Origin of the sequence: Novosphingobium aquiterrae (genome assembly GCF_042434435.1) — a bacterium.
Lineage (GTDB): Bacteria > Pseudomonadota > Alphaproteobacteria > Sphingomonadales > Sphingomonadaceae > Novosphingobium > Novosphingobium aquiterrae.
Genome location: NZ_JBHLTL010000004.1, coordinates 78735 through 100508 on the forward strand (window position 1 = coordinate 78735; position 21774 = coordinate 100508).

The 21774-nt window shown below is 64.0% G+C and carries 24 protein-coding genes and 1 tRNA gene; 14 read left to right on the plus strand and 11 right to left on the minus strand.

Going from position 1 to position 21774, the window contains the following annotated elements:
• Window positions 1-19 precede the first annotated feature (19 nt).
• Both fabZ and rpmE read left to right on the plus strand, forming a co-directional pair.
• Complete coding sequence (gene fabZ / locus ACFFF7_RS06340) at window positions 20-508, plus strand: 3-hydroxyacyl-ACP dehydratase FabZ (protein ID WP_379480536.1); 489 nt, start codon at window positions 20-22, stop codon at window positions 506-508.
• A 79-nt stretch (window positions 509-587) separates the two neighbouring features.
• Window positions 588-815 (plus strand): 50S ribosomal protein L31, encoded by a 228-nt coding sequence (rpmE, locus tag ACFFF7_RS06345; protein WP_379480537.1) that lies wholly within the window; start codon window positions 588-590, stop codon window positions 813-815.
• A gap of 68 nt (window positions 816-883) precedes the next feature.
• Here rpmE and ACFFF7_RS06350 read toward each other — a convergent pair whose 3' ends face one another.
• Window positions 884-1225, minus strand: a complete 342-nt coding sequence (locus ACFFF7_RS06350) for a PilZ domain-containing protein (RefSeq protein ID WP_379480538.1) — start codon at window positions 1223-1225, stop codon at window positions 884-886.
• A 266-nt stretch (window positions 1226-1491) separates the two neighbouring features.
• On the opposite strand from ACFFF7_RS06350, the gene ACFFF7_RS06355 reads away from it, so the two are divergent.
• The 10 genes from ACFFF7_RS06355 to ACFFF7_RS06400 all read left to right on the plus strand — a co-directional run bounded on the left by ACFFF7_RS06355 (window position 1492) and on the right by ACFFF7_RS06400 (window position 9667).
• Window positions 1492-1568, plus strand: a tRNA-His gene (locus tag ACFFF7_RS06355).
• Window positions 1569-1607: 39 nt separating this feature from the next.
• Entirely contained in the window at window positions 1608-2672 is a 1065-nt protein-coding gene (locus ACFFF7_RS06360) for a Glu/Leu/Phe/Val family dehydrogenase (RefSeq protein ID WP_379480539.1), read from the plus strand.
• 96 nt (window positions 2673-2768) lie between these two features.
• Complete coding sequence (gene ccmC, locus ACFFF7_RS06365) at window positions 2769-3500, plus strand: heme ABC transporter permease CcmC (RefSeq protein ID WP_379480540.1); 732 nt, start codon at window positions 2769-2771, stop codon at window positions 3498-3500.
• Window positions 3493-3633 carry a hypothetical protein gene (locus tag ACFFF7_RS06370; protein WP_379480541.1) on the plus strand — a complete coding sequence of 47 codons (141 nt, stop codon included), beginning with the start codon at window positions 3493-3495 and terminating at the stop codon, window positions 3631-3633. Before ccmC ends, ACFFF7_RS06370 begins: the two co-directional genes overlap by 8 nt.
• Entirely contained in the window at window positions 3630-4088 is a 459-nt protein-coding gene (ccmE, locus tag ACFFF7_RS06375) for a cytochrome c maturation protein CcmE (RefSeq protein WP_379480542.1), read from the plus strand. Before ACFFF7_RS06370 ends, ccmE begins: the two co-directional genes overlap by 4 nt.
• A complete protein-coding gene (locus ACFFF7_RS06380) occupies window positions 4085-6028 on the plus strand; it encodes a heme lyase CcmF/NrfE family subunit (protein ID WP_379480543.1) in 1944 nt (647 codons plus the stop codon). The genes ccmE and ACFFF7_RS06380 overlap by 4 nt, the downstream gene beginning before the upstream one ends.
• Window positions 6025-6585, plus strand: a complete 561-nt coding sequence (locus ACFFF7_RS06385) for a DsbE family thiol:disulfide interchange protein (protein WP_379480544.1) — start codon at window positions 6025-6027, stop codon at window positions 6583-6585. Before ACFFF7_RS06380 ends, ACFFF7_RS06385 begins: the two co-directional genes overlap by 4 nt.
• An 8-nt stretch (window positions 6586-6593) precedes the next feature.
• The gene (locus ACFFF7_RS06390; protein ID WP_379480545.1) at window positions 6594-6995 is read left to right on the plus strand and encodes a cytochrome c-type biogenesis protein; all 402 of its coding nucleotides are present in this window, start codon (window positions 6594-6596) and stop codon (window positions 6993-6995) included.
• On the plus strand, window positions 6992-7639 hold the full coding sequence (locus tag ACFFF7_RS06395) for a tetratricopeptide repeat protein (protein ID WP_379480546.1): 648 nt from the start codon (window positions 6992-6994) through the stop codon (window positions 7637-7639). The genes ACFFF7_RS06390 and ACFFF7_RS06395 overlap by 4 nt, the downstream gene beginning before the upstream one ends.
• A gap of 96 nt (window positions 7640-7735) precedes the next feature.
• A complete protein-coding gene (locus ACFFF7_RS06400) occupies window positions 7736-9667 on the plus strand; it encodes a potassium transporter Kup (RefSeq protein WP_379480547.1) in 1932 nt (643 codons plus the stop codon).
• On the opposite strand, the gene ACFFF7_RS06405 is transcribed toward ACFFF7_RS06400, so the two are convergent.
• The 8 genes from ACFFF7_RS06405 to ACFFF7_RS06440 all read right to left on the minus strand — a co-directional run bounded on the left by ACFFF7_RS06405 (window position 9664) and on the right by ACFFF7_RS06440 (window position 17890).
• Window positions 9664-10803 (minus strand): pyridoxal phosphate-dependent aminotransferase, encoded by a 1140-nt coding sequence (locus ACFFF7_RS06405; RefSeq protein WP_379480548.1) that lies wholly within the window; start codon window positions 10801-10803, stop codon window positions 9664-9666. The two genes, ACFFF7_RS06400 and ACFFF7_RS06405, sit on opposite strands and share 4 nt — an antisense overlap.
• An 83-nt stretch (window positions 10804-10886) precedes the next feature.
• The gene (locus ACFFF7_RS06410) at window positions 10887-11459 is read right to left on the minus strand and encodes a urate hydroxylase PuuD (protein ID WP_379480549.1); all 573 of its coding nucleotides are present in this window, start codon (window positions 11457-11459) and stop codon (window positions 10887-10889) included.
• Window positions 11460-11575: 116 nt separating this feature from the next.
• Window positions 11576-12244 carry an inner membrane-spanning protein YciB gene (locus ACFFF7_RS06415; protein WP_379480550.1) on the minus strand — a complete coding sequence of 223 codons (669 nt, stop codon included), beginning with the start codon at window positions 12242-12244 and terminating at the stop codon, window positions 11576-11578.
• Window positions 12244-13167: a signal recognition particle-docking protein FtsY gene (gene ftsY / locus ACFFF7_RS06420; RefSeq protein ID WP_379480551.1), complete on the minus strand. Its 924-nt coding sequence runs from the start codon at window positions 13165-13167 to the stop codon at window positions 12244-12246. Before ftsY ends, ACFFF7_RS06415 begins: the two co-directional genes overlap by 1 nt.
• Window positions 13164-14273, minus strand: a complete 1110-nt coding sequence (locus tag ACFFF7_RS06425) for a MiaB/RimO family radical SAM methylthiotransferase (RefSeq protein ID WP_379480932.1) — start codon at window positions 14271-14273, stop codon at window positions 13164-13166. The genes ftsY and ACFFF7_RS06425 overlap by 4 nt, the downstream gene beginning before the upstream one ends.
• A 66-nt stretch (window positions 14274-14339) precedes the next feature.
• Window positions 14340-15152 carry a diaminopimelate epimerase gene (dapF, locus tag ACFFF7_RS06430; protein WP_379480552.1) on the minus strand — a complete coding sequence of 271 codons (813 nt, stop codon included), beginning with the start codon at window positions 15150-15152 and terminating at the stop codon, window positions 14340-14342.
• A gap of 46 nt (window positions 15153-15198) precedes the next feature.
• Window positions 15199-16842, minus strand: coding sequence for a putative bifunctional diguanylate cyclase/phosphodiesterase (locus ACFFF7_RS06435; protein ID WP_379480553.1), 1644 nt, complete (start codon window positions 16840-16842; stop codon window positions 15199-15201).
• 109 nt (window positions 16843-16951) lie between these two features.
• The gene (locus tag ACFFF7_RS06440; protein WP_379480554.1) at window positions 16952-17890 is read right to left on the minus strand and encodes an isopenicillin N synthase family dioxygenase; all 939 of its coding nucleotides are present in this window, start codon (window positions 17888-17890) and stop codon (window positions 16952-16954) included.
• 62 nt (window positions 17891-17952) lie between these two features.
• Here ACFFF7_RS06440 and ACFFF7_RS06445 point away from each other — a divergent pair, with 62 nt between their 5' ends.
• Window positions 17953-18378, plus strand: coding sequence for an EVE domain-containing protein (locus ACFFF7_RS06445; protein WP_379480555.1), 426 nt, complete (start codon window positions 17953-17955; stop codon window positions 18376-18378).
• Here the strand turns inward: ACFFF7_RS06445 and ACFFF7_RS06450 are convergent.
• A complete protein-coding gene (locus ACFFF7_RS06450) occupies window positions 18375-20045 on the minus strand; it encodes a thiamine pyrophosphate-binding protein (RefSeq protein WP_379480556.1) in 1671 nt (556 codons plus the stop codon). The two genes, ACFFF7_RS06445 and ACFFF7_RS06450, sit on opposite strands and share 4 nt — an antisense overlap.
• 146 nt (window positions 20046-20191) lie before the next feature.
• Here ACFFF7_RS06450 and ACFFF7_RS06455 point away from each other — a divergent pair, with 146 nt between their 5' ends.
• Window positions 20192-20386: a hypothetical protein gene (locus tag ACFFF7_RS06455; protein WP_379480557.1), complete on the plus strand. Its 195-nt coding sequence runs from the start codon at window positions 20192-20194 to the stop codon at window positions 20384-20386.
• A 2-nt stretch (window positions 20387-20388) separates the two neighbouring features.
• Here the strand turns inward: ACFFF7_RS06455 and ACFFF7_RS06460 are convergent, their stop codons facing one another.
• Window positions 20389-21693, minus strand: a complete 1305-nt coding sequence (locus tag ACFFF7_RS06460; protein ID WP_379480558.1) for an MFS transporter — start codon at window positions 21691-21693, stop codon at window positions 20389-20391.
• Window positions 21694-21774 lie beyond the last annotated feature (81 nt).

Below are 21774 nucleotides of genomic sequence, written 5' to 3' on the forward strand. Positions count from 1 at the left end.
TCCATCGCCGGGGGCAGCGATGACTGACGAAACGACACAGGCGGGGGCAGCGCAGGCTGCCCCCGTTTACGACATCCAGAAGATACTCCACGCCCTGCCGCATCGCTATCCGCTGCTGCTGGTCGATCGGGTCAAGTCGCTGGAAATCGGCGAGCGGATCCACGCGGTGAAGGCGGTGACCTTCAACGAGCAGTTCTTCCAGGGGCATTTCCCCGGAAGGCCGATCATGCCCGGCGTGCTGCAGATCGAAGCCCTGGCCCAGACTGCGGCGATCCTGGCAATCGAGACGCTTGAGCTCGCCGGATCGGGCAAACTGGTCTATTTCATGGCGATCGAAGAGGCCAAGTTCCGCGCCCCGGTCGAACCCGGCGTACTGCTCGACCTTGAAGTCGGCTTCGTCCAGAAGCGCAGCCGGGTCTGCAAGTTCTGGGGCAAGGCCTCGATCGAAGGCAAGGTCACTTGCGACGTCCAGTTCACCGCGATGGTCGCCGACCCGCCAGAGGGTTGATTTTCCCGCAACGCGCGGCTAAGCGCGCCGCTTCCATTCAAGACCGGTCGGAACCGGTCGCTAGCGAAAGTATCGTTCGATGAAGCCCGAAATCCATCCCGACTACCACATGATCAAGGTGCAGATGACCGACGGCACCGTCTTCGAGACCCGCTCTACCTGGGGCAAGGAAGGCGATACGCTGGTTCTGGAAATCGATCCTACCTCGCATCCGGCATGGACCGGCGGCACCCGCCAGCTCGATTCGGGCGGCCGCGTCGCGCAGTTCAACAAGCGTTTCGGCGGGCTTTCGCTCAAGAAGAACTAAGGCTTGCGGCGGCCCCTGCGGCTGTCCTGCCAGAAACCGAAAGGGCGGCCCCGGGGCCGCCCTTTTTGTTACCCGTTCCAGGCCGCGCCAAGCGCTTCGGCCTCGGCATAGGGGATCGGTCGCAGGAATTCGACCCCGCCGCTGCCATCGCGGACCCAGCGGACAATGGCCTGAACGGTGTGCTCCTCGGTCAGGTGGATCGAAAGAAACAGCCCGCTGCGCAGCCAGTCGGCAGAAGTCTGGACGTTGCACCCATACGTCGAAATGTCATTGATTCGTGCGGTGGTGCGCATCCCGTGCGATGATTCGACCATAACCTCCGCATTGACAGCGCGGCGTTCTCCGCGACGGGTCAACGGACGCCCAACGTTCCCCAACCGCTCTTGCAATTTTGCTTTTCCCACCGCCATTTATCCCCCGGCACCGGAATGTTGCCTAAGTGCTAGCAGGCGTTGGTTAAGCAAACGCTGCAAGAATCCGGACGGTTGAGATTCGCAAGGCGTCGCGCGGCCTCTCGCGAGCTGCGCAACAATATTACGTGTCGCACACGCGGGCGCAGTTTTCGCTTCCCATTTGCATGCCTCTGTGCAAGAGGCCGCGCCTGCGTCGGACAGCGCTTGCGGGCACTGCTGACGCCCCCTATGGCGCCGCGTCTCGGCACGTGCGCGAGGGTGTGGCGATCGTAGCTCAGTTGGTTAGAGCGCCGGTTTGTGGTACCGGAGGTCGTGGGTTCGAACCCCATCGATCGCCCCAGCTTCCCCCCGCACGACGTGCCCCGAACGGGAGACGCGCGTGCCTGCTTTCTGGGAAGAACCCGATTTCGACGATCACGAAATGGTCCACTTCGTGCGCGACCGCGCCAGTGGCCTGACTGCGATCATCGCGCTGCATTCGACCCATCTGGGACCGGCCGCAGGCGGCACCCGGTTCTGGCACTATGTCGACCCGGCCATGGCGATGTGCGATGCGCTGCGCCTGTCGCGCGGGATGAGCTACAAGAACGCGATGGCGGGCCTGCCGATGGGCGGCGGCAAGGCCGTTATTCTGGCCGATGCCAACGGCACCAAGACGGCTGCGATGCTTGCGGCTTTCGGCGATGCGGTGGGCTCGCTTGGCGGGCGCTATGTAACTGCTGAAGATGTCGGAATCAGCGAAGCCGATATGGTCGCGGTGTCGCAGCGCACCCGCCACGTTACCGGACTGCCGGTTGCGGGTGAGGGCAGCGCCGGAGGCGATCCGGGCCCCTTCACCGCCTATGGCATCTTTCTGGGCGTGAAGGCCGCCGTCAAGGAAAAGCTGGGCAAGGATTCCATGGCTGGGGTCCACGTCGCAGTCCAGGGCACGGGCAGCGTCGGCGGCGGTCTTGCCCGCCAGCTTGCCGCTGACGGTGCGCGGCTGACCCTGGCCGACGTCAATGCCGATCGTGCCGCGGCGCTGGCCGCCGAACTTGGCGCGCGGCACGTTCCGGCTGAAACGATCATGGACACGGCTTGCGACGTCTTCAGCCCCAATGCCCTGGGCGCGGTCCTGAACGATGAAGGCATCGCGCGGTTGCAGGCGCCAATCGTCGCGGGTGGCGCCAACAACCAGCTTGCCCGGCCCGAGCATGGCGCGATGCTGGCCGGACGGGGCATTCTCTATGCCCCCGACTATGTCATCAACGCGGGCGGAATTATCGCCGTGGCGCTGGAATACCTGGCGCGCGAGCAGGGCAAACCCAGTTCGTTGGCCGATGTGCGCGAACGGATCGAGCAGATCCCTGGCCGCCTCCGCACGATCTGGCAGGAAAGCGCGCGAACGGGCCGCTCCAGCGACGAGGTTGCCGATACCATGGCGCAGCGGCTGATCGGCCGCTAGTCAAGCTGTCAGCAAGGCGTCAGGCGGGCTGCGCAATTGCCTTGCCCGAGCAGCGCGGCAGTGCCAAAGGGCGGGGGAGTTCGACTGACCGCACCCATGCACGGCTACGCCAATCCCGCCCGTTTTTTGCGCCTCGCCCGGTTGCTGACCGCACCCTTGCTGGTGGGCGGTCTGGTGATTGCCGGGCTCTCGCTGGCATGGGGCCTGTTTGGCGCGCCGGCCGAGGCTCTGCAGGGCGATTCTGTCCGCATTCTGTTCATTCACGTGCCTGCGGCATGGCTTGGCATGGGCGGGTGGAGCGCGATTGCCGTGGCCAGCCTGACCGAGCTGGTCTGGCGCCACCCGCTGGCCGGAATAGCCGCGCGCGCAGTGGCTTTGCCTGGCGCGGTTTTTGCGGCGCTGTGTCTGGTGACCGGATCGCTTTGGGGGCGCCCCGCCTGGGGCACCTGGTGGGTCTGGGACGGACGCCTGACCTCGATGCTCGTGCTGCTGTTCCTTTACCTGGCTTATATCGCCCTCGCCGATGCGGCGACGCGCGACGGGCAGGGGCAATCGCGCATTCCGGCGATCTTCGGCCTGGTCGGTGCGGTCAACATTCCGATCATCCATTTTTCCGTGCTGTGGTGGAACAGCCTGCATCAGCCGCCGTCGATCGCTATGGGCAAATCAGAGATGGCAGCGCCCTTCCTGCTTGGTCTGCTGGCGGCGACAGTCGGCTTTTCGCTGATCTTCGGCGGGGTCGTGCTGGCGCGGATGCGGGCGATTCTGGCCGATCAACAGGCCGAGGCGCGACTGCGCCGCCGCGCGATGGAGGCGGTCGATGCGTGAGGGGCTGGACCACTGGACCTTCGTCATTGCCGCCTATGCCGTCGGCATCACGGTGACGGCGGTGCTGGCCGGGTGGTCGTGGCTTGCGATGACACGCGCCGAAGCCCGGCGCGACCGGAGCCGTGAACGATGAGCACGGCGATCAAGGCCAAGCATCAGCGACTGGTTCTGGTGCTGATCGCGCTCGCCGCGCTGATCGGAGCCGGCCTGCTCGCCGCCTGGGCGCTGCGCAACCAGGCGAGCTATTTCTACCTCCCGGCGCAGATGGCCAGCAATCCGCCCGAGGCAGGCCGCGCGGTGCGGTTGGGCGGGATGGTCGAAGCCGGGTCACTCAAGACCGCGGCCGATGGCGTCACGCTCAGTTTCATTGTCGGTGACGGCACGGCGCGCGTTCCGGTGCGGTTCAAGGGCATTGTCCCCGATCTGTTTAAGGAAGGATCGGGGGTGGTCGCCGAAGGACGGATCGGGCCTGACGGGACCTTCGTTGCCGACAACCTGCTGGCCAAGCACGACGAGAAATACGTGCCTCGCGAAATGAAGGACATGACCGCGGCGCAAGCGCGCAAGACCGTGCAGGAAACCCGGTGATCGCCAACCTTGGCCTTGCCGCGCTGTGGTTCGCCGCAGCCCTTGCCGTGCTGCAATTGCTGGCCGGCGGGCTGACCTTGCGCCGCGACATTCCCGGGCTGGCCGTGTTGGTTCGCCCGGTTGCAGTCGTCCAGGGCGCGTTGGCCGCCATATCCTTTGCCGCGTTGATCGTTGTGTTCTGCCAGACCGACCTGTCGGTCAAACTGGTGGCGATGAACTCGCATTCGGCCAAGCCGTTCCTCTACAAGTTCGCCGGAGCCTGGGGCAACCACGAAGGTTCGATGCTGCTGTGGGTGACCGTCATGGGCCTGGCGGGTGGCTTCGTCGCGCTGGTTGAGCGGCGCTTGCCAGAGCGGACCATGCTGGCCACCCTGGCTGCGCAAGCTTTCGTCAGCCTGGGCTTCTATGCCTTCCTGCTGATCGCCTCGAACCCGTTCGAGCGGCTCGATCCGGCTGCGCCAGAGGGCCAGGGGCTCAATCCGCTGTTACAGGACCCCGGCCTCGCATTCCATCCGCCCACGCTGTACATCGGCTATGTCGGGCTTTCGATTGCTTTCAGCTTCGCTGTCGGGGCGCTGCTGACGCGCGAGGTTTCACCCGCTTTCGCCCGGGCGATGCGGCCGTGGGTGATGGGGGCATGGATTTTTCTGACCCTGGGGATCACCGCTGGTTCCTATTGGGCCTATTACGAGCTGGGCTGGGGCGGCTGGTGGTTCTGGGACCCGGTCGAGAATGCCAGCCTGATGCCCTGGCTGGCGGCGACTGCGCTGCTCCATTCGGTCAGCGTGCTCGCTTCGCGCAATGCGCTGCGGGCCTGGACCATCATGCTCGGGGTGGTCGCCTTCTCGATGTCGATGGTCGGCACGTTCCTGGTCCGCTCGGGCATATTGACCAGTGTCCATGCCTTTGCCGTCGATCCGACCCGCGGTTCTTTCATCCTGGCCCTGCTGGCGATCTATATCGGCGGAGCCTTGCTGCTGTTCGCTTTGCGCGCGGCCACCGTGACCGAGGGGCAGCGCTTTACCGTGACCAGCCGCGAAGGCGCGCTGGTGTTCAACAATGTGATGCTGACCGCGATCCTGGGCATAGTTCTGATCGGGACGCTGTACCCGCTGTTGGCCGAGGCGCTGGGTAGCAAGGTCTCGGTCGGACCGCCTTATTTCAATCCGATGACGGCCGTATTTCTGCTGCCGATGCTTGTGGTTCTGGCGATCGGCCCGCTGCTGCGCTGGCGGCGCGATGCCTTCAGCCGTGTCGGCAAACGGCTTATCCTGCCGCTGCTGGCCGCTCTTGGTGCGCTGCTGTTCATGGTCACGCGCGGCACCGGCGTGCTGCCTGCATTGGGCATGACCTTGGCCGCAGGTCTGGTGGTGGCGACCTTGCTGCCGCTGCAGGGGCGCCGCCTGCGCACGGTCACGCTGCCGCTGTGGGGCATGGTGCTGGCGCATTTCGGCGTAGGGGTTGCGCTGTTCGGGATGGCTGCGGACAGCGCCTTCACCCAGGAACGACTTGTTGCTGTCAAGCTGGGTGAAGCGACGCAAGTCGGGCCGTGGCAAGTGACCCTGCGCGCGATCGAGCCCGTGGCCGGGCCGAACTGGACCGCGCTTGAGGGGGCACTGGCAGCCTCTTATGGCAAAGGCGCGCCGACGGTGCTGCGCCCGCAATCGCGCAGCTTCTGGTCACCGCCGCAGCAGACCAACGAATCCGCCCTGCTGACGCGCTGGAACGGGCAGCTATACGCCGTGCTGGGTGAGCAGGCCGAGGATGGCCGCTGGCAGCTGCGCCTGTGGTGGAAACCGTTCGTGACGCTGATATGGCTGGGCGGCGTGCTAATCGCGCTGGGCGGTGTGCTGGCGCTGATCGGGCGTGTCGCCAGCGATCTGCGGCGTCTGATCGCCACCGGCAAGATTGCCTACCGCCGCCAGAGGCAGGGCCGATGAACACGACAGGTTCTGTCCCGGCCAAGGCACCGCGCTGGGCGCTGTGGCTGCCCTTGACGCTGTTTGCAGGCTTTGTCGCGCTGGTCATGATCGGACTGTTTCGTCCGGCCAGTCGGGAAGTCAAAAGCGCGCTGATCGGCAAGCCGCTCCCGGCATTTGCGCTGAAGCAAGCGGTGCCCGAGCGGCCAGCGCTGTCCACCAGCGACTTTCAAGGCGGGAAACCGCGGCTGCTCAACGTCTTTGCCAGCTGGTGCGTGCCTTGCGCGGCGGAAGCACCGCAGCTGGAAGCGCTTCGCCGCGCCGGGGTAGAGGTCAACGGTGTGGCCATCCGCGACAAGACCGCCGATCTGCAGCGCTTCCTTGCTCGCAACGGCAATCCCTATGCCCGGATCGGTGCCGACGATGTCAGCGCGGTGCAATTTGCCATCGGTTCATCGGGTGTCCCCGAAAGCTTCGTGATCGATGCCAAAGGCGTAATCCGCTATCAGCACATCGGCGATATCCGCGCCGATCAGGTGCCGATGATCTTGGCGAAACTCCGGGAGGCGGACCGGTGATCCGCTTCATGCTTGCAGTCCTGGCATTGATCCTGGCCCTGCCTGCCGCCGCTCAGGACAAATTGCCCCCGGCTCCCTATGCCTATCGCCAACTGGCCGATCCCACTGCCGAGGCGCGGGCCAAGGCGCTGATGGAAACGCTGCGCTGCCTGCAGTGCCAGGGCCAGTCGATTGCCGATTCGGATGCACCCATTGCGGGGGACATGCGCAACCAGGTGCGGCTACGGATCGCGCAGGGCGAGGATCCCGAAGCAATTCGTGCCTGGCTGGTGGAACGCTATGGTGACTATGTCAGCTACAAGCCGCAGATCGATGCGCTGACCTGGCCGCTCTTCGCCGCGCCGGTTATGTTGCTGCTGATTGCTGGGCTGCTGCTGCGCAGGCGGTTTGCCGGAAAGGACGTGTCATGACCTGGGTTGCGGTTCTGGCGCTGGCCGGGCTGACCTTTGCGGCAATTGTCTTTGCGTTCAAGGTTCCGCGCTCCGGCTGGGAAGCGGTTGGCGCGGCCCTGATGTTCGGCGCCGCAGGCTTTGCCTGGCAAGGCCGACCGGCGCAGTCCGGCGCGCCCAAGGCCGCCGCCGAGGTTTCGCGGCCTGCAGGCGCAGCACTGGTCGAAGCGCGCAAACAGCTGTCGGCACAGGGTGAGAACCAGCCCAACAGCTGGGCGATCATCGCCGATGCCCTGGCCCGCAACGGCAGCTACAGTGACGCAGCCGGGGTGCTGCTGGGCGCGGTGCGCAAGGATCCCGGCAATGCCGATGCCTGGCTGGCCATGGCCAACGATCTCGTCGCCCATGCTGACGGAACGCTGACCCCCGCGGCGCAGTATGCCTATGACCGCGCCGCCAAGGCCGATCCGGCGCATCCTGGCCCAGCCTTTTTCCTGGGCCTGGCACTGGCGACCAATGGCAAGCTGGACGAAGGCCGCGATGCCTGGGCGGCGCTGCTTGCCCGCGCGCCCAAGGGCGCGCCGTGGCGCGCCGATCTGGAGCAGCGTCTGGCCCGGCTGGACGACTACATCGCCGCACAGAGCCGCACAGATCAGGCGCGCTGATCCATTGCCGGGCCTCATCCAAACTGCTAATCGCAAGCCGGATTCCGCTCCCTTAGGGGAATGCTGCGGCAGGCTTCCGAGTAAGGGCGACAGTCAATGAGCAAAGAGGTTGTCGCAGAGGCCGTCGTCAGCGAGCCGGCGGAGGTCGCTGGCGGCCTTGGCGGGCACGGCCATCACAACGGTTCGCTGGTGCCGATGGCGATCGGGGCGATCGGCGTGGTGTTCGGCGACATTGGCACCAGCCCGCTCTACGCCATGCGTGATACGTTTGCCGGGCACCACCGCCTGCCGCTCGATCAGCTGCACCTGTTCGGGATCATCAGCCTGATGTTCTGGTCGATGATGATTATCGTGACGGTCAAATATGTCTCGGTAATCATGCGCGCCGACAACAAGGGAGAGGGCGGCAGCCTGGCCCTGCTGGCGCTGATCAACCAGAACAGCCCGGGCAAGCGCTGGTCATCGGGGATCATCTTGCTGGGCGTCTTCGCGACCGCCCTGTTCTATGGCGATTCGATGATCACTCCGGCCGTTTCGGTGCTTGGCGCGATCGAGGGTGTCGCGGTCTACAAGCCCGAACTGACCCACCTTGTCGTGCCGATGGTGGTCGGCATTCTGGTCTTCCTGTTCATGATCCAGAGCCGCGGTACGGCCAAGGTGGCGCGGCTGTTCGGCCCGGTGATGCTGGCCTATTTTGCGGTCATTGCCACGCTGGGTCTGCTGTCGGTTGCGCAATCGCCCGAGGTTATCTGGGCGCTTAGCCCGCATCACGCCGCCCAGATGTTCCTGGCCGATCCGTTTCGCGGGTTCCTGGCCATGGGTTCGGCCGTGCTGGCCGTAACCGGGGCCGAAGCGCTCTACGCCGATATGGGCCACTTCGGCCGCAATCCGATCCGCGTTTCGTGGCTGGCGATCGTGTTGCCGGCGCTGGTCTGCAACTACCTGGGCCAGGCAGCGCTGCTGTCACGCAACCCGGCGGCGCTGGAAAGCCCGTTCTATTTCCTGGCGCCCGACTGGTTCCAGTGGCCGCTGCTGATCATTGCCAGCATGGCCGCGGTGATTGCCAGCCAGGCCGTGATCACCGGCGCCTTTTCGGTAACCCAGCAAGCAATCCAGCTGGGCTTCATTCCGCGCATGTCGATCAAGTATACCAGCGTCAACGCCGGGCAGATCTATATCCCGGTGATCAATACGGCGCTGATGGTTGCGGTGATCCTGCTGGTGTTGATGTTCCAGAAATCGTCCAACCTGACCGCAGCCTACGGCATCGCCGTCACCGGGGCGATGGCGATCGACAACGTCCTGCTGGCGGTGGTGCTGTTCACTATGTGGAAGTGGAAGCCGTGGTTCTCGGTTCCGCTGCTGGTCCTGTTCTTTGCACTGGATGCGGCCTATCTGGCGGCAAACTTTACCAAGATCCCCGATGGCGGCTGGGTGCCGTTGGCCATGGGTCTGATTATTTTCACCTTCCTCACCACCTGGTCGCGCGGACGCCAGTTGATGCGCCAGTCGATGACCGAAGGCACCATTCCGATGGAGGTGTTTTCCAAGAGCGCGCATTCCAGCGCCACGCGTGTGCCCGGCACGGCGATCTTCATGGCCAGCAGCAGCAAGGGCGTCCCTTCTGCGCTGCTCCACAACATCAAGCACAACAAGGTGCTGCACGAGCGCGTGGTGATCCTGACCGTGGCGATTCAGGATGTGCCCTTCGTCGATCCGGGGGAGCGGTGCACGATGAAGGACCTGGGGCAGGGCTTCTGGCGCCTGACCCTGCGCTTCGGCTTCCTGGAGGAGACCGACGTCCCGGCCGCGCTGACTGCGGCCAACATGTGCGGCGGTCCATTCGAGATGATGAAGACCAGTTTCTTCCTCAGCCGCCAGACGCTGATCGCCTCATCCAAGCCGGGCATGGCGATCTGGCGCGAAAAGCTGTTTGCGTGGATGCTGCGCAACGCCGCCAGCGCGATGGAGTTTTTCCGCCTACCGACCAACCGTGTGGTCGAACTCGGCAGCCAGGTCGAGATCTAGGCTTCGCGCTTTTGCGTCGCCAGCCAAGCGCCGATACGGCGGATCGCCTCTTCTGTCTCCTCGGTTGAGATGGCAAAGCTGACCCGGATGTAATGGTGGCCTTCGACTGGATCAAAATCGACGCCTGATGCCGTGGCCACGCCGGTTGCTTCGAGCAGTGCGGTGCAGAAGGCCATGCTGTCGTCGGTATATTCGGACACATCGGCATAGATGTAGAAGGCCCCATCGGGCGGCGCGAATTTGGCCAGACCCAAGCCAGGCAGCGCCGCCAGCAGCAATTCGCGATTGCGGGTATAGGTCGCGACATTCGCGTCCAGTTCGGCGCGGCTGTCCATTGCGACCAGCCCAGCATGCTGCGACAGGCTGGGCGGGGTGAGGAACAGGTTGCTCATCCGCGCGATCGCCGCGCCGGCTTTGCCCTTCGGCGCGACCAACCAGCCGAGCCGCCAACCGGCCATGCTGAAATATTTCGAGAAACTGTTGATCACCATGGCATCGGGCTCGACCTCAAGGATCGAAGGCGTTTCGTGGCCATAGGCAATGCCGTGATAGATCTCGTCCGAAATGATCGCGATGCCGCGCGCGCGGCACAGCGCGGCAATCGCGGCCAGTTCGCTACGCGGGATGATCGTGCCGGTCGGGTTGGCCGGGCTGGCCAGGATCACCCCGTCGGGGGCGGGATCGATCGCGGCCAGAGCCTCCGCGGTCAGCTGGAAATATTCCGCTGCGCCGCACTGGATCTCGACCGGTTCCATGTGCAGCGTCTTCAGCGTGTTGCGATAGGCGACATAGCCCGGCCGGGCGACGGCGACCCGCGCACCGGGATCGAACAGCACCGATAATGCCAGGACCAGCGCCGGCGAAGCGCCGCAAGTCAGCACCAGTTGTTCAGGGCTTACCGAAACGCAATAGCTTTCGGCGTAGTGGCGGCAGATCCGTTCCTTTAGGTCAGGGCTTTGCCAATAGCCCATCGCATCGCTGTCCAGAACCATATGGGCCCGCGCTATCGCGGCGCTGGGCGCTCCGGTGGACGGCTGGCCGAATTCCATGTGGATCACCGAGCTGCCCTCGGCCTTTAATCGGTGCGCCAGCAAGCTGATCGCGATGGTCTGGAATGGTTCGATCTGTGCAGTCATGCGTCGGGGTTAGTCAGTGCGCCGCCAAAAGAAAAGCGCGGCGCCCGCTACGGGCACCGCGCCTTTTGCATTTGCAGGATGATTCAGCCCAGGTTGGCGCTGGCCATCGCATAGAGCATCGGCAGTGACAGCAGCACGTTGGTGCGGCTGGCGTACAGGGCGCGCGGCGCCGCGGCGGCCTTTTCTTCGGCGCTCGCCTCGACGATGCCGAGGATCTTCTTCTGGGCGGGCCAGATGATGAACCACACGTTGAAGGCCATGATCAGCGCCAGCCACATGCCCAGCCCGATCAGGTTGACGTTGCCTTCACCGCTAAAGGTCATCGCTTGGTGGCCGTAACCGTTGACGAAGGCAATCGCGAGCCCGGTCAGCACCGTCAGCAGAGCGCCATAGCGGAAGAAGAACAGCACCTTGGGGGCGATATAGCCGGTGACGCCGCCCTTCAGCTCGGCCGGGATTGCCGGCATTGTCGGCACCTGGACGAAGTTGAGGTAATAGAGCAGGCCGATCCACACGATGCCGAAGAACACGTGCAGCCAGCGCAGCACCGAATTAGCATCGACTGGTGCCGACGCACCGAAGTGCCACATCACCAGGATGGCCGCGACCACGCCGGTCGCCAGAACCAGATGCAGATTACCGAAAAACTTGCCCATTGCTTCCCCCTTGTCTTGTTCGAAGCGTTCAATTCCGACCCTTACCCGCGTCCGGGCAGCGCAACCAGCTTACCCGCAAACGTCGCCGTTTGTCACACCCTTTTGCCGACTTGTGCTCATTCGTGCGGCGGATCGCTGAGCACGTCCTTTTCCGCTTCCTGGGCCAGGCCGTGGCGCAGCAACATCGGGATCTGGGTGAAGGTAAACAGGAAGGTCAGCGGCAGGAACAGCCACAGCTTCATGCCGATCCACGTTTCCAGATTGCCGTTGGCCTGGTTGTAGAAATGGCGCAGCACCTCATTCAGGGCGGCGAGGACCAGGAAGAACACGCCCCAGCGCCACGACAGCTTGAGCCAACCGGCATCGTCCAGACCTTCGAACGCGGCGTCGAGCAATACCTTGAGCAGCGCCTTGCCGCGCCACGCCCCGATCAGCAGCGCCAGCCCGCACAGCAAGTAGATCAGCGTCGGTTTGATCTGGATGAAGGCGGCGTTCTGGAAGACGATTGTCAACCCGCCGAACACCACGATCATCGCGGTCGACAGCCACAGCATCGGGGAAATCCGGCCGAGTTTCCACTTCGATACGATCAGCGCCAATACCGCCGCGGCCATGAAGGCTGCGGTTGCGCGGATGACCGTGGCCACTTCGGCCAGGCTGTTATGATCCTTGGGAGAATAGAACCGATAGGTCAGGAAAAAGACCACGATCGGGCCGTAATCGACGACAAGGTTGAGCCAGCCCGTTTTGGGTTTGCCCGGTACGGGTCGGACAACATCGTTCATCACACCACTCCGGCAATCACGCGCGCCACCAGATCGGGATCGAACGGGCGCAGGTCTTCCATCTTTTCGCCCACGCCGATGGCATGGATCGGCAGGCCGTACTGCTCGGCCGCGGCGACCAGCACCCCGCCGCGCGCAGTGCCGTCCAGCTTGGTCATGATCAGCCCGGTGACCCCGGCAACCTCCTTGAATATCTCGATCTGCTGCAGCGCATTCTGTCCATTGGTGGCATCGAGCACCAGCACCACATCGTGCGGCGCTTCGGGGTTGAGGCGGCCAAGCACGCGGCGAATCTTGGCCAGTTCGTCCATCAGTTCGCGCTTGTTCTGCAGTCGTCCGGCGGTATCGACGATCAGCGCGTCGGTGCCTTCCTCGGTCGCAGCCTGGACCGCATCGAACACCACGCTGGCGGGATCGCCGCCTTCGTCGCCGAACACGATCGGCACGCCGATCCGCTCGGCCCAGATGCCCAGCTGGTCGATCGCGGCGGCGCGGAACGTGTCACCCGCCGCCAGCATCACCGAATAGTCCTGTTCCTGGAACAGGTGCGCCAGTTTGGCGATGGTCGTGGTCTTGCCCGATCCGTTGACCCCGATCACCAGGATCACTTGCGGGCGCGGGAAGGCGACCACGTCGATCGGTTTGGCCACCGGGCGCAGGATTGCAGCGATTTCGGAAGCGACAGCCTCCTTGATCGCAAGTTCGTCCGCGCCGCGTTCGAAGCGCTCCGACGCCAGCCGGTTGCGGATCCGCGCCGCGGCGCGCGGTCCCAGGTCGGACAGGATCAGCGCATCTTCAAGATCGTCGAGCTGGCCTTCATCAAGCCGGGTCTTGCTGACGATCCCGGACAGGTTTTCGCTCAGCCGCTCGGACGTCTTGCGAAGGCCGCCAAAGACGCGGTCCGACCAGGTTTCCTCACTCATGCCAGAAGGCCTTCGATGATACGGGTGGGGGTAACGGTCACGATGCTTCCGGCAGGTGTGGCGGGGGGCAACTGCACCCGGGCGAAGTTTTGCGCATGGCCGGTCCCGTCGCGTTCGGCAAGCACTTCGAGCGGCTGGCCGAGCAGCGATGCCAGCCACGCGCTGCGCGCTTGCGCCACGGCTGCGCGCAGGTCTGCCGCGCGTTGGCGGATCGTTTGCGGATCGATCTGCGGCATTCGCGCTGCCGGGGTGCCGGGGCGCGGCGAATAGGGAAAGACGTGACCATGGACCACGTCCAGTTCGGCAATGATCGAAAGATTGGCCCGGTGGGCCGCTTCATCCTCGGTCGGGAAGCCGGCGATCAGATCGGCCCCAATCGCCAGATCCCGGCGCCGGGCACGCAGGGCGGCGACAAGCTCCACGGCATCCCGCCGCAGGTGTCGGCGCTTCATTCGCTTCAGAATCAGGTCATGCCCGTGTTGCAACGACAAATGGACATGTGGCATGACCCTGCAGTCGCTGGCGATCAGCTCGAACAACAGTGGGTCGATCTCGATCCCGTCGAGGGAGGACAGGCGCAGCCGGCGCAGGTCGGGAAACGTTGCCAGAATCGCCGCGACCGCATCACCCAGGCGCGGTCCGCCCGGCAAGTCGGTTCCCCAGCTGGTCAGGTCGACGCCGGTCAGCACCATTTCCTGCACCCCGGCTTCGACATGGCGCGCCACCAGAACGATGATTTCGGCAATGGTCAGCGAACGCGACGGGCCCCGTCCCTGGGGAATGACGCAGAATGTGCAGGCGTGATCGCAGCCGTTCTGGATCGCGACGAAGGCGCGGGTGTGGCGCTCTTGGGTGAGAACGGGAGGCGGCGTTGCGACGTTCCAGGCGCGCGGATCGAGCTTGGCCGCGTTGGCGACAAGCCCGTCGACCTCGGACATCGCGGAAATGCTGCCGCGCTCCACTTCGGCGGCGCAGCCGGTGACGATCAACCGTGCTTGCGGCCGGTCACGGCGCAGGCGGCGGACCGCCTGGCGGGTTTGGCGTACCGCTTCGGCGGTGACGGCGCAGCTGTTGACCACGACAAGGTCATCGTTGCCCGAAAGCATGGCCCGCAGGCTTTCGCTTTCCGACAGGTTGAGCCGGCAGCCCAGTGACACCACTTCGGCCACGCCTCAGCCCCCGAAGTCGCGGGCGTCGAAAGTCCCGCGAAAGCTTTCGGCAGCAGGGCCGGTCATGATGATGCGGCCCGCGCGGTTCCATTCGATCCGCAGGGGCCCGCCAGGCAGGGTTACTGTCACCGCTCGGTCAACCAGGCCGCGCCGCATCGCGCCGATCGCGGTCGCGCAGGCGCCGGTGCCGCAAGCGCGGGTCAGGCCGACACCGCGTTCCCAGACGCGCAGACGGATTGCATCGCGGCCCGTGACAGTGGCGACGTTGACGTTGACGCGCTCGGGGAACAGCGGGTCATGCTCGATTTCCGGACCCAGCCGATCGAGTTCGACCCGGTCGCAATCTTCGACGAAGAAGATCACGTGCGGATTGCCGACGTTAACCGCCGTGGGCTGGTCGAGCAGTTCCCAGGCGACCGGCATGGACAGGGTATCCATGGCATAGGCCAAGGGAATCTGGTTCCATTCAAAGCGCGGCTCGCCCATGTCGATGGCGATCCCGGCGTCGGTAGGGAGCGCTTCGATCATGCCACCAGCGGTTTCAATCCGCGCCGGCTTGCCGTGCAGCAAGGCAACCGCGCGCGAGGCATTGCCGCAGGATTCGACCTCGCCCCCGTCGGCGTTAAAAATGCGCATGCGAAAGTCAGCGACTTGCGCGTCTTCCAGCACGATCAACTGATCGCAGCCGATACCTGTGCGGCGGTCGGCAAGAGCTTGGGCAAAGCCGCGGGTAATCGCCGGAAGCGGCGCTGCGCGCGCGTCGAGCACAACGAAATCGTTGCCCAGGCCGTGCATCTTGGTGAAGGCGATCCGCATGGCCGCGCTCTAGGCTGCGGCGCGCGCGGCGTCCAGTCTCAGCGGCTCAGCCAGCGGCCTTGCGCTTGCCTGAAACAACGCTGGTCGTGGGCACCTGCGGTTCGAGGAGCAGGTTGAGCTGGCCCAATTCGGCAGCCGTCCGATCGCCCGGCTCGGGATGGCCGTAAAGATAGCCCTGAACCTTGAATTTGCCGAATTGCTCCAACTCCCGCAGTACGGCTTCGTTCTCGACCCCTTCAACTGTGATCGGCAGGCCAAGGCCTTCGCCCAGTGCTGCAATCGACTGGACAATGGTGGCGCTTTCCTTGTTGCCGGGCAGCGAGGTCACGAAGCTGCGATCGATCTTGATCCGGTCGAACGGAAGCGAGCGCAGCTGCGACAGCGAGGAATAGCCGGTTCCGAAGTCATCGAGGCTGACGCGAATGCCTTGGTTTTTCAGGCTGGTAATCAGCGAGCGGACCAGACCGATATTTTCGTGGAGGCAACTTTCGGTGACTTCGATCTCGAAGCGGCTGGGCGGAAAATTGGCCTCGACCAGGATCTTGAGGATCTTTTGCGCGAACCACGGATCGCGCAGTTGCACTGGCGAAATATTGACCGACAGGGTCAGGCGGGGAGCCCAAGCACGCGCATCGATCAGCGCCTTGCGAATCAACCCTTCTGAGAGTTGGGCGATCACGCCGATTTCTTCGGCGATGGGGATGAACAGATCGGGGTTGACCGTGCCCAGCGTTGGCGAGTGCCAGCGCGCCAGCATTTCAAATCCGACCAGCTCACCCGTCGCCAGGTCGATCTGCTTTTCGTAATAGGGCACGAACTCGTCGTGGTGCAGCCCGCGGCGGATGCCGGTTTCCAGCTCGCTGCGAAAGCGCAGTTCGCTTTCCATTGCCGGTTCGAACCAGAAGTGGCGATTCCGCCCGTGCTTCTTGGCATGATACATGGCGATATCGGCCATGTGCATCAGGGTCTGGGCGCTTTGCTTGCCGCCATTCGCGTCGCTCCGGGTCACCCCGGCGGAAATCGTGGTCTCCAGTGAGAGGTCATCAAAGGTGACCGGCTCGGCAACGGCGGCAATCAGTTGCTCGGCTAGGCGGTCAACCACATCGGGACGCGCTGGCGCAAAAGGCAGGACACAGGCAAATTCATCGCCGCCGATACGCGCCAGCAAGGCATCGCCCGGCAAGGCGGCTGCAATACGCCGCGCTGATTCATTGAGCAGTCTGTCGCCCGCAGCATGGCCATGGACATCGTTCACCTGCTTGAAGTTGTCGAGATCCAACATCAGGAAGGCCACCACCTCGCCGCGCGTCGCGGCCTCGGCAATCAGCTGATCGGTGGCCGGGCCAATCGAACGGCGGTTGAGGCATCCGGTCAGAGGATCAGTCTCGGCCAGAAGCCGGGCCTGCGCCTCGGAACCGCGGCGCTCACGCACTTCGCTCATCAGATCGCGGTATCTACGCCAGCCAAAGACGATCAGCGCGATATTGAGCAGCAAGGCCGTGGCGGGCAGGTTGTCCGGACCCAGCCCATGCCCGGTTATCGAAGCGATCGTGCGCGAAAGCACAGTCCCACCGGTGCTGATGAACAGCATCAACGCGGCGAAGACCGTTCCGAGCGTCAGCAGGTCGCGGCTGGCGCTACTCTGCTCTGCGGTCCGATCGATTTGGTGTCCGCCAGTCTGCGGCCCCATCATTGACATGCGCTCTCTGCCCCTGCCTGTCGCAAGACAGCACAATGGCACAGGTTTGCTGAAATTAGCGTTAAGGCCGCTTTGGAGCGGGATGCGCTATTGCTTATCGCTACTTTTTCAGCCCGATTTCGCGCAGCCGTTGCTGCAGAAAATCGTCCGCCGTAATCGCAACCGGATAGCGATCGGGGCATTCTGCCGAGACGCATTGCGGCAACGTGCGGATTGGAAAATCGCTGCGCAGGTGCAGGAAGAACGGCATCGAATAGCGGCTGAACGCGGCGCGCGTGGCATCGGGATTACGCACGCGGTGGATGGTCGAGGGCAGGTAATTGTTGGTCAGCCGTTCCAGCATGTCACCGACATTGATGACCATGGCGCCTTCAGGTGGTGACGCATTGATCCAGCTGCCGTCCTTGCCCAGTAACTCTAGCCCGGCCTCTTCGGCACCAAGCAGCAAGGTGATCAGATTGATGTCGCCATGCGCTCCGGCCCGGATCGCCTCGCCCTCGACATTTTCGAGGGGCGGGTAGTGCAGCAGGCGCATCACCGAATTGCCGTCCTCGATTCCCCGATCGAACCAGTGTTCGTCAAGCCCGAGATAGACCGCAATGCGCGACAGGATCGTCGCGCCGGTCGCGTCGAACTGGCGGTAAAGCTCCGAAAAGACGTCCTGAAAGCCGTCGGGACGCGCCGGCCAGACGTTGGGCGGCATCGATGCATCGGCCAGCGGGCTGCCTTCGGGCAAGTCGCGGCCGATGTGCCAGAATTCCTTGAGGTCGTGATGCTTGGCATCCTTGGCGATTTCAACGCCGAACGGCGTGTAGCCGCGCGCGCCGCCGATTGCCGGATCGTGGTAGCTGCGCTTTTCCGCTTCGGGCAGGGCGAAGAACTGCTCCGAGAGCTGCCAGGCCTGATCGATCAGGCCGCGGTCGATGTCGAAATCCTTGACCAGCGCGAATCCGAAGGTGCGAAAACTTTCGCCGATTGCCTGCGAAAAGCTGGCCTTGTCATCGGCCAGCGAAAGAACGGGGAGGGAGGTTAGTGCCATGGTGGACGGGTCCGTAAGAATCAGTCTATGGCGCGCGCATAGACGCTTTTGCGGGTGCTGGCATGACCAAAATCAAATCCTATTGGCTGATGAAATCGGAACCCGACGTCTATAGCTGGGATGACCTGGTGGCAGAAGGCGAAGGCACATGGGACGGGGTGCGCAACTATACCGCACGGCTCAACTTGCGGGCCATGCAGGTGGGCGACGAAGTATTCTTCTATCACTCGAACATCGGGCTTGAAATCGTTGGTATCGCGAAGATATCCAAAGCGGCATTCCCCGATCCAACCGACCCGACCGAGCGTTGGTCCTCGGTCAAGGTCAAGCCAGTGCGTAAACTCAAGCGGCCGGTCAGCCTCAAGGAAATCAAGGCCGATCCAGCGCTGGCCGACATGGAACTGCTCACCAAGTTCCGGCTATCGGTATCCGGGGTTAAACCCGAAGAATGGGCGCATATCGTCGAACTTGCGAAACGCCCTACCTAACCCTTCGCTTTCGCTCGCAACCCCGACACGGTCGCGCCGCCGGCACTGAGCTGCTCGACGTCGATCAGCGCGTGGATCAGCCGCAGGCCCTTGCGGTCCCTCGATTCAGCCAGCGCAGTCTTGAACTGATCGGTGGTTTCGACCCGCTCGGCCCAGCCGCCATAGGCGCGGGCCAGGGCAGCGAAATCGGGATTGTGCAGCGCCGTGCCCGAGATGCGGCCCGGAAACTCGCGCTCCTGGTGCATCCGGATGGTTCCATATGTCGCATTGTCGATCAGGATGACGGTCAGATCGCAGCCATACTGAACCGCAGTCGCCAGTTCCTGGCCGTTCATCAGGAAATCGCCGTCACCGGCCAGGGCGACGACCTGGCGCTCGGGATGGCGCAATCCTGCGGCAACGGCAGCGGGGACGCCGTAGCCCATCGCGCCGGCGGTCGGCGCCAGTTGCGTCGGGAACCCGTTGTAGCGCCAGTAACGGTGCCACCAGCCTGAAAAGTTGCCGGCGCCGTTGCAGATGATCGCATCGTCGGGCCAGGTCTCGCGCATGGCGGTAACACAGGCGGCCATGTCGAGCGGAAAAAAGGCCGGCTTGGCCGTGGTCCAGTCGAGCCATTCGAGATGCGCCGCCTCACCGGCATCGAACGGCACCACGTCGTCGTCCCACAGCGCGGCCATCTCGGCAAATTCGCCCATGTCGGCGCAGATCGCCAGGTCGGGGCGATAGACCCGGCCGAGCTCGGCGGGATCGGGATGGACATGGATCAGGATCTGGCCAGGATGATCGGGCGTAAGCAGCGTGTAACTGTCGGTCGTCGCCTCGCCCAGCCGCGCGCCGACTGCCAGAACCAGATCGGCCTGCCTGATCCGTTCGACCAGCTTGGGATTTGGACCGTAGCCAAGATTGCCAGCCCAGACCTTGCTGGCGTTGGAAACGGCGTCCTGTCGGCGGAAGGCCCCGGCCACCGGCAAGCCGATCCGCTCGGCAAATGTGGTGAAGTGTTCGCGCGCCTTGGCGTGCCAGCCCGCGCCGCCGACGATCGCGACCGGTGACGCGGCGTCGCCGATCAGTTGCATCAGCGTGGCCATCGCATCGGGACACATCGCCTGTGCCGGGCGGTGGACCGCAGGGCGCGGCACGATGCCGGAAACTTCTTCCAGCAGCATATCCTCGGGCAGGGCGATGACCACCGGACCGGGCCGTCCGGAAATCGCCGTAGCCCAGGCCCGCGCGACATATTCCGGGATTCGCCGGGGATCGTCGATGCGCAGGACCAACTTGGCCAGTGGGGCGAACATCTGGCCGAAATCGACCTCCTGAAAGCCCTCGCGGTCTTTCATCCCGCGATCGACGTCGCCAATGAACAGCAGCATCGGCTGCGAATCCTGGAACGCGACATGGGCCCCGATGCTGGCGTTGGTTGCGCCCGGCCCGCGGGTGACGAAGCACACGCCGGGCCGCCCGGTCATTGTGCCATCAGCGCAGGCCATGAACGCGGCGCCTCCTTCCTGGCGACAGATCACGGTCTGGACTTCGGGACTGTCGTGCAGCGCATCCAGCACGGCAAGGAAGCTTTCGCCGGGCACCGTGAAGATCCGGTCGCAGCCCTGGGCAATCAGGCAATCGACGAGCAGGCGCCCGCCGGTAAGGGTCTTGGCTTGGGTCATGCAGCCGCTTTAGCCAGTGCGCCGCCGCGGAGCAACGCGGCGTAAAACTGATGACCGGGGATGGTTACTGTCCCAGCCTGGGAAACCTTTCATTAACCACGATTTTCCGGCTGGCGCATGGTGAAGAAAGTCTTAACTTCACGCCCATGAGAAGAGCACTTGTCCTTTCCGACGAAGCCGCCCGGCACCCGTTCCTGGCGAGCCTTCCGGCCCATGTCCGTCTGACCGACGAGGCGGCTATCAGCCGTCCGCGCTGGCCTGGCCTGTCACGCGCCATGCTCCGCGACATGGCCGCGACCTATTGCGCGTCGTTTATCGCTGTCAGTGTGTTCATCGCCTGAGATCAGAGCGCTGCGCGTTCGGCCTTCACCAGTTGCGCGGCGATCCAGGCTGACACCAGGCACATCGCTGCGCTTAGCAGCAGCTGGTTGACGATTGCCACCCCGGCCAGCGAAAGCCCGGTGGCGATCAGCGAACCCAGCACCATCGCTCCTGAATTGACGATGTTATTCGCGGCAATCGTGCGCGAAGTCTGCGACCTGTGGACGAAGGTCGTCAGGAAGGCATAGAGCGGCACCACGAACATCCCGCCGGAAACGGCGATCCCCAGCAGCGCCAGCATCAAGGGAATCGCGAGCGGCTGGGAAATGAAGTGGTTCACGTCCATCAGCCCGTTTTCCGGATGCGGCACCCATTGCCGGCAGACGAAGTAGAATGCGGCGACGAAGGCCCCCATCAGGATAACCGACGGCGGCGAGAAGCGGGCAGAGACCGTGCCTTTGAGCAAGGCGTTGACCGACAGGGAGCCGACCGCCACGCCGATCGAGAAGATGACCAGAAACAGGCTGGCGACTTCCTTGCTGGCGGTCAGCACGTTCTTGGCGAGCGGCGGGAACTGGATGAACAGCACCGCCCCGATGGTCCAGAAAAAGCTGATTGCCATGATCGCCAGAAACACCCGGCGATCGTGGGCGGTGTTGCGGACCAGCGTGATCGAGGCGCGAATGAAGTGGTAGTCGAGCGGTTCCGCAGCGTGGAAGGGCGGGGCCGGGGGTACCTGCCTGCTGACCATGTAGCCGATCAATGCTGTCAGGATGACTCCGGCAGCGGCCCATTCGACCGGAATCCATCCGGCGACGATCGTGCCGGCCAGGATCGCGATATAGGTCCCCGCTTCGACCAGCCCGGTGCCGGCCAGAACCTCGTTCTCATGCAGATGCTGCGGCAGGATCGCGTACTTGATCGGCCCGAAGAATGTCGAATGCACGCCCATGCCGAACAGCGCCAGCAGCATCAGCGGGATGGCAAGCCCGGTGACGAGAAGGCCCTTCCACGCCAGAAACAGACCGGCAGCGCCGACGATCATGATGCCGATTTCAGCCGCTTTGACGATGCGGATGATCTGCGCCTTGTCGCGCATGTCAGCGAGCTGTCCCGATATGGCCGAAAGCACGAAGAACGGCAGGATGAACACACCCGAGGCGACCGCGCTGAACAGCCCTTCGGCCTTCTCGGACTGATAGACACTGTAGACAACGTAAAGCACCATCGCGTTCTTGAAGAGGTTGTCGTTGAAGGCACCAAGGAGCTGCGTCACGAACAGCGGCAGAAAGCGCCGGCTGTGGATCAGATGGGTCTGGGTGGTCATGAACTCGCTTTGCGGCAGCCCGGCACTGGCGCGGACCCTAGCGGCACTTGGCCTGCGGACAAGAGGGCTTGGCACTCTTTT

Bases quoted from the DNA above. Each gene is read 5' to 3' on its own strand.
- fabZ (WP_379480536.1), top strand. From the start codon at position 20: ATGACTGACGAAACGACACAGGCGGGGGCAGCGCAGGCTGCCCCCGTT.
- rpmE (WP_379480537.1), top strand. From the start codon at position 588: ATGAAGCCCGAAATCCATCCCGACTACCACATGATCAAGGTGCAGATG.
- ACFFF7_RS06350 (WP_379480538.1), bottom strand. From the start codon at position 1,225: ATGGCGGTGGGAAAAGCAAAATTGCAAGAGCGGTTGGGGAACGTTGGG.
- ccmC (WP_379480540.1), top strand. From the start codon at position 2,769: ATGCACGGCTACGCCAATCCCGCCCGTTTTTTGCGCCTCGCCCGGTTG.
- ACFFF7_RS06370 (WP_379480541.1), top strand. From the start codon at position 3,493: ATGCGTGAGGGGCTGGACCACTGGACCTTCGTCATTGCCGCCTATGCC.
- ccmE (WP_379480542.1), top strand. From the start codon at position 3,630: ATGAGCACGGCGATCAAGGCCAAGCATCAGCGACTGGTTCTGGTGCTG.
- ACFFF7_RS06385 (WP_379480544.1), top strand. From the start codon at position 6,025: ATGAACACGACAGGTTCTGTCCCGGCCAAGGCACCGCGCTGGGCGCTG.
- ACFFF7_RS06390 (WP_379480545.1), top strand. From the start codon at position 6,594: ATGCTTGCAGTCCTGGCATTGATCCTGGCCCTGCCTGCCGCCGCTCAG.
- ACFFF7_RS06395 (WP_379480546.1), top strand. From the start codon at position 6,992: ATGACCTGGGTTGCGGTTCTGGCGCTGGCCGGGCTGACCTTTGCGGCA.
- ACFFF7_RS06400 (WP_379480547.1), top strand. From the start codon at position 7,736: ATGAGCAAAGAGGTTGTCGCAGAGGCCGTCGTCAGCGAGCCGGCGGAG.
- ACFFF7_RS06405 (WP_379480548.1), bottom strand. From the start codon at position 10,803: ATGACTGCACAGATCGAACCATTCCAGACCATCGCGATCAGCTTGCTG.
- ACFFF7_RS06410 (WP_379480549.1), bottom strand. From the start codon at position 11,459: ATGGGCAAGTTTTTCGGTAATCTGCATCTGGTTCTGGCGACCGGCGTG.
- ACFFF7_RS06415 (WP_379480550.1), bottom strand. From the start codon at position 12,244: ATGAACGATGTTGTCCGACCCGTACCGGGCAAACCCAAAACGGGCTGG.
- ftsY (WP_379480551.1), bottom strand. From the start codon at position 13,167: ATGAGTGAGGAAACCTGGTCGGACCGCGTCTTTGGCGGCCTTCGCAAG.
- ACFFF7_RS06425 (WP_379480932.1), bottom strand. From the start codon at position 14,273: ATGCTTTCGGGCAACGATGACCTTGTCGTGGTCAACAGCTGCGCCGTC.
- dapF (WP_379480552.1), bottom strand. From the start codon at position 15,152: ATGCGGATCGCCTTCACCAAGATGCACGGCCTGGGCAACGATTTCGTT.
- ACFFF7_RS06435 (WP_379480553.1), bottom strand. From the start codon at position 16,842: ATGGGGCCGCAGACTGGCGGACACCAAATCGATCGGACCGCAGAGCAG.
- ACFFF7_RS06440 (WP_379480554.1), bottom strand. From the start codon at position 17,890: ATGGCACTAACCTCCCTCCCCGTTCTTTCGCTGGCCGATGACAAGGCC.
- ACFFF7_RS06445 (WP_379480555.1), top strand. From the start codon at position 17,953: ATGACCAAAATCAAATCCTATTGGCTGATGAAATCGGAACCCGACGTC.
- ACFFF7_RS06450 (WP_379480556.1), bottom strand. From the start codon at position 20,045: ATGACCCAAGCCAAGACCCTTACCGGCGGGCGCCTGCTCGTCGATTGC.
- ACFFF7_RS06455 (WP_379480557.1), top strand. From the start codon at position 20,192: ATGAGAAGAGCACTTGTCCTTTCCGACGAAGCCGCCCGGCACCCGTTC.
- ACFFF7_RS06460 (WP_379480558.1), bottom strand. From the start codon at position 21,693: ATGACCACCCAGACCCATCTGATCCACAGCCGGCGCTTTCTGCCGCTG.